The sequence below is a fragment of the Comamonas sp. 14P8.1.4 genome (assembly GCF_057799285.1).
Map to the genome: position 1 here is coordinate 58,981 of NZ_JBYOKN010000004.1, position 14,241 is coordinate 73,221.

Annotated in this window: 16 protein-coding genes; 13 read left to right on the forward strand and 3 right to left on the reverse strand. The window is 59.2% G+C overall.

The window, feature by feature from the left end; genetic code table 11:
- Positions 1-32: 32 nt before the first annotated feature.
- Positions 33-338, reverse strand: a complete 306-nt coding sequence (locus AC27VO_RS09535; RefSeq protein ID WP_488666475.1) for a c-type cytochrome — start codon at positions 336-338, stop codon at positions 33-35.
- 106 nt (positions 339-444) lie between these two features.
- Here AC27VO_RS09535 and AC27VO_RS09540 point away from each other — a divergent pair, with 106 nt between their 5' ends.
- The 3 genes from AC27VO_RS09540 (at position 445) to AC27VO_RS09550 (ending at position 3,949) form a co-directional block, all read left to right on the forward strand.
- A complete protein-coding gene (locus AC27VO_RS09540) occupies positions 445-699 on the forward strand; it encodes a TIGR04438 family Trp-rich protein (RefSeq protein WP_488666476.1) in 255 nt (84 codons plus the stop codon).
- A 149-nt stretch (positions 700-848) separates the two neighbouring features.
- Positions 849-2,708 (forward strand): dihydroxy-acid dehydratase, encoded by a 1,860-nt coding sequence (gene ilvD / locus AC27VO_RS09545; RefSeq protein WP_488666477.1) that lies wholly within the window; start codon positions 849-851, stop codon positions 2,706-2,708.
- Positions 2,709-2,983: 275 nt separating this feature from the next.
- Positions 2,984-3,949, forward strand: coding sequence for a Bug family tripartite tricarboxylate transporter substrate binding protein (locus tag AC27VO_RS09550; protein WP_488666478.1), 966 nt, complete (start codon positions 2,984-2,986; stop codon positions 3,947-3,949).
- Between the two features lie 72 nt (positions 3,950-4,021).
- On the opposite strand, the gene bfr is transcribed toward AC27VO_RS09550, so the two are convergent.
- The gene (bfr, locus tag AC27VO_RS09555; protein ID WP_488666479.1) at positions 4,022-4,498 is read right to left on the reverse strand and encodes a bacterioferritin; all 477 of its coding nucleotides are present in this window, start codon (positions 4,496-4,498) and stop codon (positions 4,022-4,024) included.
- A 192-nt stretch (positions 4,499-4,690) separates the two neighbouring features.
- Here bfr and lgt point away from each other — a divergent pair, with 192 nt between their 5' ends.
- From lgt to AC27VO_RS09575, 4 genes are all read left to right on the forward strand, one after another.
- On the forward strand, positions 4,691-5,536 hold the full coding sequence (lgt, locus tag AC27VO_RS09560) for a prolipoprotein diacylglyceryl transferase (protein WP_488666480.1): 846 nt from the start codon (positions 4,691-4,693) through the stop codon (positions 5,534-5,536).
- Positions 5,537-5,541: 5 nt separating this feature from the next.
- Entirely contained in the window at positions 5,542-6,561 is a 1,020-nt protein-coding gene (locus AC27VO_RS09565) for a Bug family tripartite tricarboxylate transporter substrate binding protein (RefSeq protein WP_488666481.1), read from the forward strand.
- 2 nt (positions 6,562-6,563) lie between these two features.
- The gene (locus AC27VO_RS09570; RefSeq protein WP_488666482.1) at positions 6,564-7,340 is read left to right on the forward strand and encodes an enoyl-CoA hydratase/isomerase family protein; all 777 of its coding nucleotides are present in this window, start codon (positions 6,564-6,566) and stop codon (positions 7,338-7,340) included.
- 149 nt (positions 7,341-7,489) lie between these two features.
- Positions 7,490-7,756, forward strand: coding sequence for a hypothetical protein (locus AC27VO_RS09575; protein ID WP_488666483.1), 267 nt, complete (start codon positions 7,490-7,492; stop codon positions 7,754-7,756).
- 79 nt (positions 7,757-7,835) lie between these two features.
- On the opposite strand, the gene AC27VO_RS09580 is transcribed toward AC27VO_RS09575, so the two are convergent.
- Entirely contained in the window at positions 7,836-8,279 is a 444-nt protein-coding gene (locus AC27VO_RS09580; protein ID WP_488666484.1) for a universal stress protein, read from the reverse strand.
- 128 nt (positions 8,280-8,407) lie between these two features.
- On the opposite strand from AC27VO_RS09580, the gene AC27VO_RS09585 reads away from it, so the two are divergent.
- The 6 genes from AC27VO_RS09585 to ccoP all read left to right on the forward strand — a co-directional run bounded on the left by AC27VO_RS09585 (position 8,408) and on the right by ccoP (position 14,221).
- Positions 8,408-10,825 (forward strand): heavy metal translocating P-type ATPase, encoded by a 2,418-nt coding sequence (locus AC27VO_RS09585; protein WP_488666485.1) that lies wholly within the window; start codon positions 8,408-8,410, stop codon positions 10,823-10,825.
- A 13-nt stretch (positions 10,826-10,838) separates the two neighbouring features.
- On the forward strand, positions 10,839-10,976 hold the full coding sequence (gene ccoS / locus AC27VO_RS09590) for a cbb3-type cytochrome oxidase assembly protein CcoS (protein WP_488666486.1): 138 nt from the start codon (positions 10,839-10,841) through the stop codon (positions 10,974-10,976).
- 64 nt (positions 10,977-11,040) lie between these two features.
- Positions 11,041-12,480: a cytochrome-c oxidase, cbb3-type subunit I gene (ccoN, locus tag AC27VO_RS09595; protein WP_488666487.1), complete on the forward strand. Its 1,440-nt coding sequence runs from the start codon at positions 11,041-11,043 to the stop codon at positions 12,478-12,480.
- Between the two features lie 15 nt (positions 12,481-12,495).
- Positions 12,496-13,128: a cytochrome-c oxidase, cbb3-type subunit II gene (ccoO, locus tag AC27VO_RS09600; RefSeq protein ID WP_488666488.1), complete on the forward strand. Its 633-nt coding sequence runs from the start codon at positions 12,496-12,498 to the stop codon at positions 13,126-13,128.
- 14 nt (positions 13,129-13,142) lie between these two features.
- Entirely contained in the window at positions 13,143-13,280 is a 138-nt protein-coding gene (locus AC27VO_RS09605; protein ID WP_488666489.1) for a cbb3-type cytochrome oxidase subunit 3, read from the forward strand.
- 26 nt (positions 13,281-13,306) lie between these two features.
- Positions 13,307-14,221 (forward strand): cytochrome-c oxidase, cbb3-type subunit III, encoded by a 915-nt coding sequence (gene ccoP, locus AC27VO_RS09610; protein ID WP_488666490.1) that lies wholly within the window; start codon positions 13,307-13,309, stop codon positions 14,219-14,221.
- Positions 14,222-14,241: the final 20 nt, after the last annotated feature.

Consider the following 14,241-nt stretch of genomic DNA (forward strand, 5'->3'; position numbering starts at 1 on the left):
GCTGAAAGCGGCTTGGGGGGAGGGGGAGCTGGTTATTTCAGGCTGAGCACCCAGGCTGCCAGTTTTTGTGCCTCGGCTTCGCTCACCTGGTTGTTGGCGGGCATGGGTACAGGGCCCCACACACCGCTGCCACCTTTGACGATTTTGCTGGCCAGTTTGGCGCTGGCATCGCTTTGGCTGGCATAGCGGTTGGCCACATCTTTGAAAGAAGGGCCCACCAGTTTTTTATCTACCGCGTGGCAAGCCATGCAGTTCTTGGCGGTGGCCAGGGCCTGGTCAGCCATGGCGGGGCAAGCCACACTCAGGGTCAACGCAATGGTGATCAAAGAACGCTTCATCGCTACACTTTCCTCTAGTGGGTAATTGTTGGCGCATTGTAGAGCGCAGGGCATGCACGCGTGGATCGCCTCAGTGGGTGCATGGAGAAGAGAGGAGTAACCAATTATGTGGCTGTTGAGTGCGGTAACGCTGGTGGCATTGTTAAGGGCGCTGGCCCATCTGGATGTGGTGGATGTCGCAGGGATTTCTGCGTTGTCCTGGTGGTGGGTGCTGGGGGGCTTTGCCCTGAGTGCTGGATGGTTTGCCTATGCCGACTGGTCGGGGCTGACCACGCGCAAGGCCATGGAGCGCATGGAGCGGCGCAAGCAAGAGCGCGTGAAAAAGCAGCGGGAGTTGCTGGGTTCACGGCGCAAACGCTGAGAGGCCTGCATTCTCCAATCGCGAAGGCCGCAGCGGGCGGCCTGCGGGGTGTCACGTACCTGCGCGGCGCATGGGCTGGGCCATAATGGCCGGATGGGCTGCAAGTGCCCGCTCACGAGACATTTTCCACTCCAAGAATTAGCTCCACCATGCCTGTTTACCGTTCCAAGACCTCTACCGGCGGCCGCAACATGGCCGGTGCCCGCGCCCTGTGGCGTGCCACTGGCATGAAAGATGGCGACTTTGACAAGCCCATCATCGCCATTGCCAACTCTTTCACCCAGTTCGTGCCCGGCCACGTGCACCTGAAAGACATGGGGCAGTTGGTCGCGCGTGAGATTGAAAAAGCGGGCGGCGTGGCCAAAGAGTTCAACACCATTGCGGTGGACGACGGCATTGCCATGGGTCACGACGGCATGCTGTATTCGCTGCCCAGCCGCGATTTGATCGCTGACTCCGTCGAGTACATGGTCAACGCCCACTGCGCCGATGCGCTGGTGTGCATCTCCAACTGCGACAAAATCACCCCCGGTATGTTGATGGCGGCGATGCGCCTGAACATTCCGGTGATTTTTGTCTCCGGTGGCCCCATGGAAGCGGGCAAGACCAAACTGGCCAACCCGACGACCAACGTCATTGAGTTCAAGAAGCTGGACTTGGTGGACGCGATGGTGATTGCGGCCGACGACCGCTTTACCGATGAACAAGTCGCGCAGGTGGAGCGCTCGGCGTGCCCCACTTGCGGTTCGTGCTCGGGCATGTTCACGGCCAACTCCATGAACTGCCTGACTGAGGCATTGGGTCTGTCTCTGCCCGGCAATGGCACCGTGGTGGCCACGCACGCTGACCGTGAAGAGCTGTTCCTGACCGCAGGCCGCCGCATTGTGGAGCTGGCCCGCGATTACTACGAAAACGACAACGAGCGCGTGCTGCCACGCGCTGTGGGTTTCAAAGCGTTTGAAAACGCCATCACGCTGGACATCGCCATGGGCGGCTCCACCAACACCATCTTGCACTTGCTGGCGATTGCCAAAGAGGCCGAGATTGACTTCACCATGGCCGACATCGACCGCCTCTCGCGCGTCGTGCCGCAGCTGTGCAAGGTGGCGCCCAATACCCAGAAATACCACATCGAAGACGTGCACCGCGCGGGCGGCATCATGGCCATCCTGGGCGAGCTGGCGCGCGCTGGCAAGCTGCACACTGATGTGCCCACCGTGTACGGCGCCAGCATGGCTGAAGCGTTGGCCAAGTGGGACATTGCTGTGTCGCAAGACGAAGCGGTCAAGCACTTCTATCTGGCGGGCCCCGCCGGCATCCCCACGCAAACCGCGTTCAGCCAGAACACCCGCTGGCCCAGCCTGGATCTGGATCGCGCCAATGGCTGTATTCGCTCGTACGAGCACGCGTTCAGCAAAGAAGGTGGCTTGGCCGTGTTGACCGGCAACATTGCCGTCGATGGCTGCGTGGTCAAGTCCGCCGGTGTGGACGAATCCATCTTGGTGTTTGAAGGCACAGCCCACGTGACCGAGTCGCAAGACGAGGCGGTGGCCAACATCTTGGCCGACAAGGTGAAAGCGGGCGATGTGGTCATCGTGCGCTACGAAGGCCCCAAGGGCGGCCCTGGCATGCAGGAAATGCTCTACCCCACCAGCTACATCAAGTCCAAGGGCCTGGGCAAAGCCTGCGCGCTGCTGACGGATGGCCGTTTCTCGGGCGGTACATCCGGTCTGTCGATCGGTCACTGCTCGCCCGAAGCGGCAGCGGGCGGCGCCATTGGCCTGGTGGAAAACGGTGACCGCATTCGCATCGATATTCCCAACCGCACCATCAACGTGCTGGTCAGTGACGAAGAGCTGGCGCGCCGCCGTGAAGTGCAAAATGCCAAGGGCTGGAAGCCTGCCAACCCCCGCCCACGCAAGGTGTCGGCAGCACTGAAAGCCTATGCGGCCCTGGTGACCTCTGCAGATACCGGCGCGGTGCGCGATCTGTCCAAGCTGGACGATTGATGGCCGCAATGGCTCAGCCATGAAGCCGCCCCGTGACGGCGGCTTTTTTTATGCGCCTATAGGCCAACGCTAGGTGCTGCGGCGGCACAGGGCGCAGGAAAAGGCGCAGTGTGCTTTAAAAAAGAGAGCTGTTTGCGCACGAAAAATAAGACTTTTCATGTGAAATGGATGCAAAAGCCTTGTTTTTGGTACGCTGGCAGCTCATTTTTTAGGTGATGGCTGTTGGGGGAATGGTGATGAAAGCTCCGTCTGCATGGTTGCATCGCATGGTGTGCATGGCCGCTTGTTGGGGCAGTGCATGGGTGGCAGTGCCTGCGGCGGCCCAGGGCACGGCCTACCCGCAGCGTCCCATCAAACTGGTGGTGCCTTTTGTGGCTGGCGGCTCGACCGATATCGTCGCGCGCCTGGTGGCTGAGGGCATGCAGGCGCAGTTGGGGGAAACCGTCTACATCGAAAACATGGCCGGTGCAGGCGGCATGGTGGGCGCAGAGCTGGTGGCGCATGCCCCGCCCGACGGCTATACGGTGGGGTTGGGCTCCATCAGCACCTTGGCCGTGAACCCCGTGGTGCTCAAAGCGGCGCGCGTGCAGCCGCTGCGAGATTTCAAAATGGTGGTGCCATTGGCCTCCATCGCTTCGGTGTTCGCGGTACCGCCAGCCGCCGGGGTGCATGACTTCGCGCAGTTTTTGCAGGTGGCGCGCCAGCAGGGTGATGCCTGGGCCGCAGGCTCATCGGGCGTGGGCTCCATCGGGCATGTGATTTTGGAAGCGCTGAACGCAGAGCTGGGCTTGCAACTGCGGCACATTCCCTTCAAAGGCCAGGGCCCCGTCGTGCACAGCGCCTTGGCCGGGCAAACGCAGGTGCTGAGTGATCAGTACCCTTCTTCTGCGCCGCATATCCAGGCGGGGCGGCTGCTGCCTTTTGCCGTCGCGGCCAAGGCGCGGCTCACGCAGTTGCCGCAGGTGCCTACCTTGGCGGAACTGGGCTATCCGCGCCTGAATGCGCTGGCCATCACCTGGTTTGGGCTGGTCGTGCCAGCCGCCACCCCAGATGCTGTGGTGGAGCGCTTGAATCACGCGGCCAATGCTGCGTTGCAGCAGCAGGCCTTGCGTGCCCAGCTGGAGCGTGTGGGGGTGGAGCCGATTGGCGGCTCCGCGCAGGATCTGACCAAGATGGTGGAGCAGACCACGCAGCAAGTGCAGGCGCTGGTGCGCCAGCGCGGCATTACCGACGGTATGTGATGCGCAGGCTGCAGGCGCAAAAAAGCGCCCGGTAGGGCGCTGGTGGAATGGGCCTCAGGGCCGCGTGCTGGGTTATGCCGTCGTGCCCATTTGTGCCTGCAGGTAGTTGGGCAGGCCCATCTTCTTGATCAGCCCCAACTGCTTTTCCAGCCAGTAGGCGTGGTCTTCCTCGGTGTCCTTGAGCTGTGCCAGCAGCAGATCACGGGACTGAAAGTCCTGGTGCTTTTCGCACAGCACCATGGCTGCACGCAGGTTGTCGCGCACCTGGTACTCCACGGCCAGGTCTTTGCGCAGCATGGCTTCCACCGTATCACCGGCGGTGAAGGCGTGTGGGCGCATATCGGGCTTGCCGCCGAGGAACAGAATGCGGCGCAAGATCACATCTGCGTGCAGGGTTTCTTCTTCCATTTCATGGCCAATACGTGTGTACAGGCGCATAAAGCCCTGGTCTTCGTACTGGCGCGAGTGGATGAAATACTGGTCACGTGCAGCGAGCTCCCCGCGCAGGAGTTCGTTGAGGCAGGAGATGACTTCAGGATGGCCTTGCATGGTTCTTGTTTTCTGGAAAGTGTCAGTAAGAGCAAGTATGGCGGCAAGCCACGGGCACATCAAATAGGGCGGGCCTAAATCCCCCCATTCTGTGGATTGCATGCATGCAAAACTCAGAATCATTCGCGATTGGTGGCTGCGCGGCATCGTAGATGCACGCAGCGGCTACAGGCCTGCGGCACAATGCACACCATGCTGATGTACCCACAGATTGATCCTGTCGCCCTGCAACTGGGGCCGATTGCCATTCACTGGTATGGCCTGACTTATTTGGCCGCGTTTGGTCTTTTCCTCTGGTTGGGAACGCGCAGGCTCAAGCACCCGCCCTTCAATCGTCTGCAAGGTGATGCCGCATGGACGCGGCGTGATGTGGAAGATCTGCTGTTCCAGGGGGTGGTCGGTGTGATTGTGGGTGGGCGGCTGGGCTACTGCCTGTTTTACAAACCCGCGTATTACCTGAGCCATCCACTGGAAGTGCTGGCCGTCTGGGAAGGCGGCATGAGTTTTCATGGTGGCTTGGTCGGCGTGATCGTCGCCATGGTGTGGTTTGCCACCAAGCGCAAGCGCTCATGGTTGCAGGTGGTCGACTTTGTAGCGCCCTGTGTTCCCACGGGGCTGGCTGCCGGCCGCATTGGCAATTTTATCAACGGCGAATTGTGGGGGCGCATGGCCAATCCGGATCTGCCCTGGGGCATGGTGTTTCCCCAAAGTGACTCCATGCTGCCGCGCCATCCCTCGCAGATCTACCAGTTTCTGATGGAGGGCTTGCTGCTGTTTGTGCTGTTGTGGCTGTATGCACAGAAGGAACGCAAGCCAGGGCAAGTGGCCGCTGCATTTTTGATGGGCTATGGATTTTTCCGGTTTGTGGCGGAGTATTTTCGTGAGCCAGACGCCTACTTGGGCATTCTTTCGATGGGTATGAGCATGGGGCAGTGGCTGTGCGTGCCCATGATGCTCGGTGGTGCGGCCATGTGGCTGTGGGCCCAGCAACGCCCGGTGATGCAAAGCGGTCAACACACTCCCACATCCAGAAAGTAGGCCGCGTGCTAGAGCGACGTGCGTATCTGCAATGGCTGGCCGCGTTGGCTGCGCCAGCCCCTGTCTGGGCACAAACTGCGGCTGTGCGGCGCACTGCGCCGCAGTGGCCCAGCCAACCTGTCAATTTGATCGTGCCTTTTCCGGCAGGTGGCCCCAGCGCCATCTTGTCCAAGCAGCTGTCCCAGTCGTTTGAGCGCGTGACGCGCCAGCCCCTGCGGTTGCAGTACCAAGGCGGGGCAGGCGGCTTGCAAGGGGCCAACTTTGCGGCCAAAGCCGAAGCGAATGGCCAGAACATCTTCATTGGCGGCAGTCACTTGGCGGTGGCCCGGGCGTTGCTGACCAATGATGAGTTTGATTTGATCGAGGATTTGCGCCCTTTGGCCATGGTGGCTGAGGTGCCGCAGGTGCTGGTGATCAATCCCACACGCATCCGTTCACGCACCGTCATGGAGTGGTTGGCCGACATGGGACGAAAGCCCATGCGTTACCGCATGGCAACAGCCGGGGTGGCTTCATCCAGCCACATTTCTGCTGAAATTTTGCGGCTGCATGAATCCTTACGCTATGACTTTGTGCATTTTCGCGGTGCGGGCCCTGCTTTGCAGGATCTGCTGGCGGGCTCGGTCGACATGATGATTGATGGCCTTGTCTCGTGCCTGCCGCACATTCGCTCGGGCCGTTTGAAGGCGCTGATGGTGACCGGCACGCAGCGTGCCTCGGTTTTGCCGGATGTGCCATGTGCCCAGGAGATGGGGGTGCATGTGCTGGATCGGGTGACTTGGTATGGCTTGTTTGCACCGATTCAGCTTAGCCATCCCCAGGCCCAGGTGATGCAGGACGTTTTCATGCGCATGGGGCATGACCAGACGCTGCTCGATGGCTTTGAGGCCATGGGTATTCGCTGGGGAGGGCTCTATGGCGAAGCATTTGCCACGATGGTGCAGCAAGAGACTTTGCTGTGGGCGCAGCGGGTCAAGAGCCTTGGTTTGAAGCAGCTGTGGCTGAAAAATACGGAAGAGAGTTGAGCGTGCACGATCAGATCACGGCCAAGCCCTGGGTGAATGAACAGGGGGACACCACGGGCGTGTGGTGTGTGGAGATTGCCAACCCCGGCAAGCTCAATGCCATGACGCGTGGGATGTGGCGGCAATTGCGGGCCGTGTTTGAAGCCATCCAGGCAGACCCTGCCATTCGCTGTGTGTGCTTGTCTGGCCAAGGCAGTGCCTTCTGCGCAGGCGGTGATATCTCTGAATACCCTGCATTTCGGTTCGACCCTGTGACGCTGGCTGCTTTTCACGAAGAGGACGTGTGGGGCGGGCTCAGCGCCATCCTGGCGTGTGATGTACCGATCGTGGCCAGTATCGATGGTGCATGCATGGGCGCTGGCGTGGAGATTGCGAGTTGCTGCGATGTGCGTGTCGTGGCCGATGTGGCCAAGTTTGGCGCACCTATTGCAAAGTTGGGGTTTCCCATGGCACCTAAAGAGCTGCAGCTGGTGGCCACGTCGCTGGGTGGTCATACCGCCAGGCGGATGCTGCTGGAGGCGGCCACTTTCTCTGCGCACGAGATGGCGGCGCTTGGGTGGTGCATGCAGCCCATCCCTGCGGCACAGCTGCAGGCACAGGCACGACGGACGACGCAGCGCATTGCCAGCCTGGCGCCCCAAGCCGCACGCTTGAACAAGCAGACATTGCGTAGCCTGGGTCAGGCGCACGCCCTGTCGTCACCTTATGGCTATGCCAGCTCGGCAGAGCATCGCGAAGGCGTGGCTGCATTTTTGGACAAGCGAGCGCCGGTTTTCTGAGTCCAAGCCCTTGTGCATTTGGGCACAATGCGCGCATGTCCGATGCGATTTCAAGTGTTTCTTTGAGCGGCCCGTGGCAGGCTTACATACAGTCTGTCTCTGCGCTTTTGCAGTCAATCCCTGTGCCTGGCGGCGCTTGCATATTGCTGGTGCTTGCAGCGCCTGAGTCGCAGTTCATGGTCAGTGCAGCTGCTGCGCTAGCGGGTGGCACGTGCGCCGTGCTGCCGGCTGATGCGCCCCAGGCCGCAGTGGCACAGGCCGTGGCGCAACATCAGCCTGCCGTGGTGGTGTGTGCACCAGACGTATTTGGCTGGGTCTCCAAGCTGGCATTTCTGGGTGGAAGCGCTGCCATCTACACCTGTGGAGCCGATGGTGAGGGTACGTTGCTGGATCGCGCCTCTCATTTTGAGAGCTAGTAGGTCTTGCTGGTAGAACGTTTGAGGCTATTTTGATAGATTAAAAAGGGATCCTGCAGATCCCTTTTTTTGTTTCAACTTAGCGCAAGACCAGCACAGGCACTTGGGAGTGCGTCAGCACGTGCTGGGTTTCGCTGCCCAGCAGCAAGCGCTTGATGCCTTTGCGGCCGTGCGATGCCATGACGATCAGGTCTGCCTTTTGCTTTTCGGCTGCGGCAATGATGGACTCCGCAATCAGATCTGATTTGGCAATGCTGGTTTTGACGCTGACGCCCACGGCCTTGCCATCGACTTTGATCTTGTTCAGCACTGCTTGTGCCTGATCTGCCCACTGCGCTTCGATGCGCTTGATTTCGGACAGATCAACCGTTGCACCACCCTCCAGGTAGCTGCGTGGATAGCGAGGAATCACTTTCAATGCAATGACCGAGGCACCCGTCAGCTTGGCCAAGTCCATGGCGTGGCTGACGGCCTTGTCAGACAGGGGGGAACCATCAGTCGCAACCAGAATACGTTCGTACATTTTATTGATCTCCAAGTGGTTTTCTAGGGTCTAAGGGTCGTGCAATGAGGTCAGCTTAAAGCGTAGTGTTGGTTGCGTCTTGATGTAAGTCAATGTCTTGGGGAAGGCTTGTGGATACGCTTGCCAGCATGTCCCAAGACCCTCAACAGCCGCTTCTGGATCAGGAGGGAGCGGTATTTACCCCGGATCTCGCACGCGCGTCGAAAGCTTTGCATTTGCTGGACGACCCCGCAGAGTGGGACAGCTTTGGCCGGCCCTATGGGCAGTCGCATGCGCAGCCAGGCCATCCGGCGGATGTCGCGAGCTGGGATTCGCAAGTAGCGCTGGATGGCATGTATTGCTCGACCTGTGCACTGACGATTGAAGATGCGCTGCGTGCCGTGCCTGGTGTGTTGGTCGCAGAGGTCAGCGCAGCTGCCAAGCGTGCCAGAGTGGTGTGGCAGCCCAGCCAGGTGCTGCCCTCTCAATGGATCAAAGCCATTGAGGCGGCGGGCTACAGCGCCGTTCCTGCCCATGATGCTGCGGCACGTGAAATCCGGCAGTCCCAGCACAGGACGGCGTTGTGGCGTTGGCTGTTGGCCACGTTCTGCATGATGCAGGTGATGATGTATGCATGGCCCTCCTACAGTGCCAAGCCTGATGACCTGATCATGGAATATGAGCGGCTGCTGCGCTGGGCTTCATGGATGATTTGCATTCCCATGTTGATTTTTGCCTGTGGCCTTTTTTTCAAGGGCGCTTGGCGCGATTTGAAACACCGCCGAATTGGTATGGATCTGCCAGTGGCCTTGGGCATGGCGATCACTTTTGCGGTGAGTTCTATCGGCACTTTCATGCCCGAAGGTGTTTTTGGCCAAGAGGTCTTCTATGACTCTTTGACCATGTTCGTCTGCTTTTTATTGACAGGGCGCTGGCTGGAGGTGCGCCTGCGAGATCGCACGGCTGGGGCATTGGATGCGGTGCTCAACCGCTTGCCTGACAGTGTGGAGCGGCGGCTGCCTGATGGCCAGTTTGAGCGGGTTGCGCTGCGTCGCATTGGCGTTGGTGACGTGCTCAGGGTGCTCCCAGGTGAAGCATTTCCGGCAGATGGCAGGGTGGTGAAGGGGCGCACCCAAGTTGATGAAGCCTTGTTGACGGGGGAATCACACCCTGTGTCTCGTGCAGAAGGTGAAGTCGTGATTGCGGGCAGCTACAACCTGACGGCGGCGGTAGAAATGCAGGTGGAGCACAAGGGCGAACAGACCAAGTTTTCGCAAATTGTGGGTCTGATGGAGAGTGCGGCAACGCAAAAGCCAAGACTGGCGCAGCTGGCAGACCGAGTGGCCGCTCCCTTCTTGGCTGTGGTGCTGGGGCTGGCGGCTGCATCGGCCATGTACTGGTGGTCTACAGACCCCGGTCAGGCTTTGATGATTGCTGCGGCGGTGCTGATTGTGACGTGTCCCTGTGCCTTGTCGCTGGCCACGCCGGTGGCCATGTTGACGGCAGCCGGAACCTTGGCGCGCCATGGCGTTCTGGTGCGCAATCTGCAGGGCTTGGAAGCCTTGGCATCGGTGGATAGCCTGGTCTTTGACAAGACGGGCACTTTGACACGCGATGGCATTCAGGTCTCACGCATGGTGGCTGCAGAGGAGGCAGAGGCACTGAGCTTGCAAGGTTTGGCAGCTGCTATCGCGGGCCAGTCCAGGCATCCTGTGTCCCAAGCCGTGGCTGCCTATGGGCAGTCTTGGGTTTCCAAATGGCAGGTCCTGCGGGTGGAGGAGATCAGCGGCCAAGGCTTGAGCGCGCAGGTGCTGCTGGTCGGTGTGGGTGCGGCGGAACCCCTGTGGGTGCGTCTGGGGTCTCGCCAATTCGCGGGGGCCGAGCAGCTGGCCTGTGATGCGCAGGCGGTGTATCTGGCACGCGAGACCGGGGCACAAGACATCCAGCCGCTGGCGTTTTTTGAGTTGAATGAAGGTGTGCGGCCCGAGGCGCGCGACGTGATTGCGGGCTTGCAGCAGCAGGATGTGGGTGTGCAACTGTTGTCCGGAGATGGTCATCAAGCGGTGGCGCGCATTGCTGCGCAATTGCGCATCCAGCACTACACCGCGGAGTGTTCGCCGCAGTCCAAGCTGGCAGCGATCAAGGCCTTGCAGGCAGCTGGCCATCGTGTCGCAATGGTGGGCGATGGCTTGAACGATGGCCCTGTTCTGGCGGGCGCAGATGCTTCCTTTGCGTTTGGGCGTGCGGTGCCCCTGGCGCAAGCAAAGTCAGATTTTGTGGTGTTGAGTGACAACTTGCAGCTGGTGCAACACACCGTGTTGCTGGCGCGCAAAACGTTGCGTATTGTTCGGCAGAACTTATGGGGCTCGGCGCTCTACAACGCCGTATGCATTCCGCTGGCCATGGTGGGCTGGATGCCGGCATGGCTGGCGGGTCTGGGCATGGCGTTGAGCTCGTTGCTGGTGGTGCTCAATGCGGCGCGTTTGGCAAGGCCATTGAAGCTCCAGTCTGCCTCGGCCCACGTACCCCAGCCAGCAGCGCCCGTGGGTGCTGTGGCGGCGGCTTAAAGAAAGACAAGTTGTGGAAATTCTTTATCTCTTGATTCCTCTGTCCGTGGTGCTGGTCTTGATCATTGCCGGGGGGCTGTGGTGGGCCATTTACCGCGGGCAATTCGAGAGCGTCGAGCAAGAGGCAGAGCGCATTCTTCGAGACGATTGATGTTTGTCAACAACGCAAAAACCATAACAGTGAACACTTTCGCTTGCATATTAAGAGGTGCCCGATGGATTCTCTAAAAACCAGTGCTGCACACTACAGTGATACCGTAGTCAGGCAGTTTTCAATCATGGCCGTCGTGTGGGGGGTAGTAGGCATGTTGGTCGGCGTTTTTATCGCCGCCCAATTGGCTTGGCCCGAACTCAACTTCGGTATTTCTTGGCTTAGCTTTGGGCGTCTGCGTCCATTGCATACAAACGCGGTGATTTTTGCGTTCGGCGGAAGCGCCTTGTTCGCAACAAGCTACTACGTGGTGCAGCGTACCTGCCAAACCACGTTGTTCCTGCCCAAGCTGGCTGCCTTTACCTTCTGGGGTTGGCAACTGGTGATCGTGGCTGCAGCAGTGTCTTTGCCACTGGGTTTCACTTCGGGCAAGGAATACGCCGAGCTGGAATGGCCCATTGACATTCTGATCACTCTGGTCTGGGTGTCGTACGCGATTGTGTTTTTTGGCACAGTCGGTACACGCAAGGTCAAGCACATCTACGTGGCCAACTGGTTCTTTGGTGCGTTCATCATTGCAGTGGCATTGCTGCACGTAGTGAACAGCGCAGCCATTCCTGCCGGTTTCATGAAGAGCTACTCGGCCTATGCCGGCGTGCAAGATGCCATGGTGCAATGGTGGTACGGCCACAATGCGGTCGGCTTCTTCCTGACCGCAGGCTTCCTGGGCATGATGTATTACTTCGTGCCCAAGCAAGCAGGCCGCCCTGTGTACTCGTATCGTCTGTCGATCGTGCACTTCTGGGCCCTGATCTTCACTTACATGTGGGCGGGTCCTCACCACCTGCACTACACCGCACTGCCTGACTGGACACAGTCTGTCGGCATGGTGTTTTCGCTGATCCTGCTGGCACCTTCGTGGGGCGGCATGATCAACGGTGTGATGACGCTGTCTGGCGCCTGGCACAAGCTGCGCGAAGACCCCATCTTGCGCTTCCTGATCGTGTCGCTGTCGTTCTACGGTATGTCCACCTTTGAAGGCCCCATGATGGCCATCAAGACGGTGAATGCCCTGTCGCACTACACCGACTGGACAGTGGGTCACGTGCACTCCGGCGCTTTGGGTTGGGTGGGCTTGATCACCATGGGTTCGCTCTACTACCTGATTCCCCGCTTGTTTGGCCGCAAGGAGATGTACTCCAAGTCCGCCATTGAGCTGCACTTCTGGATGGCCACGATCGGTATCGTGCTGTACATCGCTGCCATGTGGATCTCTGGCGTGATGCAAGGCCTGATGTGGCGCGCAGTGAATGCCGACGGTACTTTGACGTACACCTTTGTGGAAAGCGTGAAGGCTTCTTACCCCTTCTACGTGATTCGCATGATCGGTGGTCTGCTGTACCTGATCGGTATGTTGATCATGGCTTGGAACGTGATGAAGACTGTGGCTTCGGGTCGTTCTGCGAAGGTCGCAGTGCCTGCCGTTAACCCAGCACACGCCTAAGACGAGGAGCCCAAAATGTCTGTAAACAACAATAAGGCTTCCAAGGGTTTCACCCACGAGAAAGTGGAAACCAGCAACTTCTTGATGATCGTTTTGATCTTGCTGGTGGTCGCTGTCGGTGGCCTGGTGGAAATCGTTCCTTTGTTCTTCCAAAAATCGACCACAGAGGCGGTGCAAGGTGTTGAGCCTTACCAGCCTCTGCAGTTGATGGGGCGTGATGTCTACATCCGTGAAGGTTGCTACAACTGCCACTCGCAGATGATTCGCCCCTTCCGCGCTGAGACCATGCGCTATGGCCACTATTCGGTTGCCGGTGAGTTCGTGTACGACCACCCCTTCCAGTGGGGCTCCAAGCGTACCGGTCCTGACCTGCACCGCGTGGGCGGCAAGTACAGCGACGAATGGCACCGTGTTCACCTGAACAACCCACGCGATGTGGTCCCAGAGTCGAACATGCCTGAGTACCCATGGCTGAACAAGAACACGGTGGACCACACCGTGGTTGCTCAGCGCATGAAAGCACTGCGTACCGTGGGCGTGCCCTACACCGATGAGCAAATCGCCGGTGCAGCGGAGCAGGTCAAAGGCAAGACCGAGATGGAAGCAGTGATTGCTTACCTGCAAGGTCTGGGTACCGCACTGAAGTAAACAAGGAGAGGGCTATGGATATCACCACCATGCGCATTGTTGCAACTTTGGTGTCGATGGCGTTGTTCATCGGTATCTGGTGGTGGGCCTACGCCCGCCGCAACAAGGAACGTTTTGACGAAGCGGCGCAACTGCCGTTTGAGCAAGACTGATTTCTCCTCCAGAACGAGAACATCCCATGAGCGATTTCGTAAATAACTTCTGGTCGGTCTACGTCGCTGGCATTACGGTGGTGGGCATCATTGCCTGCTTCGTACTGCTCATCATCACTGCCCGTAAGAAGGTAGCCGCTGACAGCGACAACACCACTGGCCACGTGTGGGACGAAGACCTGCGCGAACTGAACAATCCGATGCCACGTTGGTGGGTCTGGATGTTTGTGATCACCCTCGTATTTGGCTTGCTGTACTTGCTGGCATACCCCGGTTTGGGTGCCTATGCAGGCAAGATGCAGTGGAGCCAAGTGGGGGCCTATGAGGCGGAAGTGGACAAGGCCAAGGCGGAGCTGGAGCCTTTGTACGCACGCTTTACGGCGATGAATGCACAAGACATGTCCCAGGACAGCCAGGCCATGGCTGTGGGCGAGCGCTTGTTCATGAACAACTGCGCACAGTGCCACGGCTCGGATGCTCGCGGCAGCAAGAGCTTCCCGAACCTGACTGACAGCGACTGGCTGCACGGTGGCGCGCCTGAGAACATCAAGCAGACCATCACCGAAGGCCGCATGGCCATGATGCCTCCCCAGGCTGAAGCGGTGGGTACAGCCGACGATGTGCGCAATCTGGCGCACTACGTGCTGAGCCTGTCGGGCAGCCCCCACGATTCCTTGAAGGCTTCGTTGGGCAAGTCCAAGTTCACGGTGTGTGCGGCATGCCACGGCATGGATGCCAAGGGCAACCCTCTCTTGGGTGCCCCCAACCTGACCGACGATGTGTGGCTGCATGGCTGGGGTGAGCAAGCGATCATCGACATGATCACCCATGGCAAGATGAACGAAATGCCTGCGCAGAGCAAGAAATTGACACCTGCACAGATCGACGTTCTGACCGCCTATGTGTGGGGCTTGTCCAACAAGCCCAAAGCAGGTAACTGAGCGTTGTGACGATGTGGAAG

What these genes read in the sequence shown, in the direction of transcription:
- AC27VO_RS09535 (WP_488666475.1), bottom strand. Translation starts at nt 338, where the DNA reads ATGAAGCGTTCTTTGATCACCATTGCGTTGACCCTGAGTGTGGCTTGC.
- AC27VO_RS09540 (WP_488666476.1), top strand. Translation starts at nt 445, where the DNA reads ATGTGGCTGTTGAGTGCGGTAACGCTGGTGGCATTGTTAAGGGCGCTG.
- ilvD (WP_488666477.1), top strand. Translation starts at nt 849, where the DNA reads ATGCCTGTTTACCGTTCCAAGACCTCTACCGGCGGCCGCAACATGGCC.
- AC27VO_RS09550 (WP_488666478.1), top strand. Translation starts at nt 2,984, where the DNA reads ATGGCCGCTTGTTGGGGCAGTGCATGGGTGGCAGTGCCTGCGGCGGCC.
- bfr (WP_488666479.1), bottom strand. Translation starts at nt 4,498, where the DNA reads ATGCAAGGCCATCCTGAAGTCATCTCCTGCCTCAACGAACTCCTGCGC.
- lgt (WP_488666480.1), top strand. Translation starts at nt 4,691, where the DNA reads ATGCTGATGTACCCACAGATTGATCCTGTCGCCCTGCAACTGGGGCCG.
- AC27VO_RS09580 (WP_488666484.1), bottom strand. Translation starts at nt 8,279, where the DNA reads ATGTACGAACGTATTCTGGTTGCGACTGATGGTTCCCCCCTGTCTGAC.
- AC27VO_RS09585 (WP_488666485.1), top strand. Translation starts at nt 8,408, where the DNA reads ATGTCCCAAGACCCTCAACAGCCGCTTCTGGATCAGGAGGGAGCGGTA.
- ccoN (WP_488666487.1), top strand. Translation starts at nt 11,041, where the DNA reads ATGGATTCTCTAAAAACCAGTGCTGCACACTACAGTGATACCGTAGTC.
- ccoO (WP_488666488.1), top strand. Translation starts at nt 12,496, where the DNA reads ATGTCTGTAAACAACAATAAGGCTTCCAAGGGTTTCACCCACGAGAAA.
- AC27VO_RS09605 (WP_488666489.1), top strand. Translation starts at nt 13,143, where the DNA reads ATGGATATCACCACCATGCGCATTGTTGCAACTTTGGTGTCGATGGCG.
- ccoP (WP_488666490.1), top strand. Translation starts at nt 13,307, where the DNA reads ATGAGCGATTTCGTAAATAACTTCTGGTCGGTCTACGTCGCTGGCATT.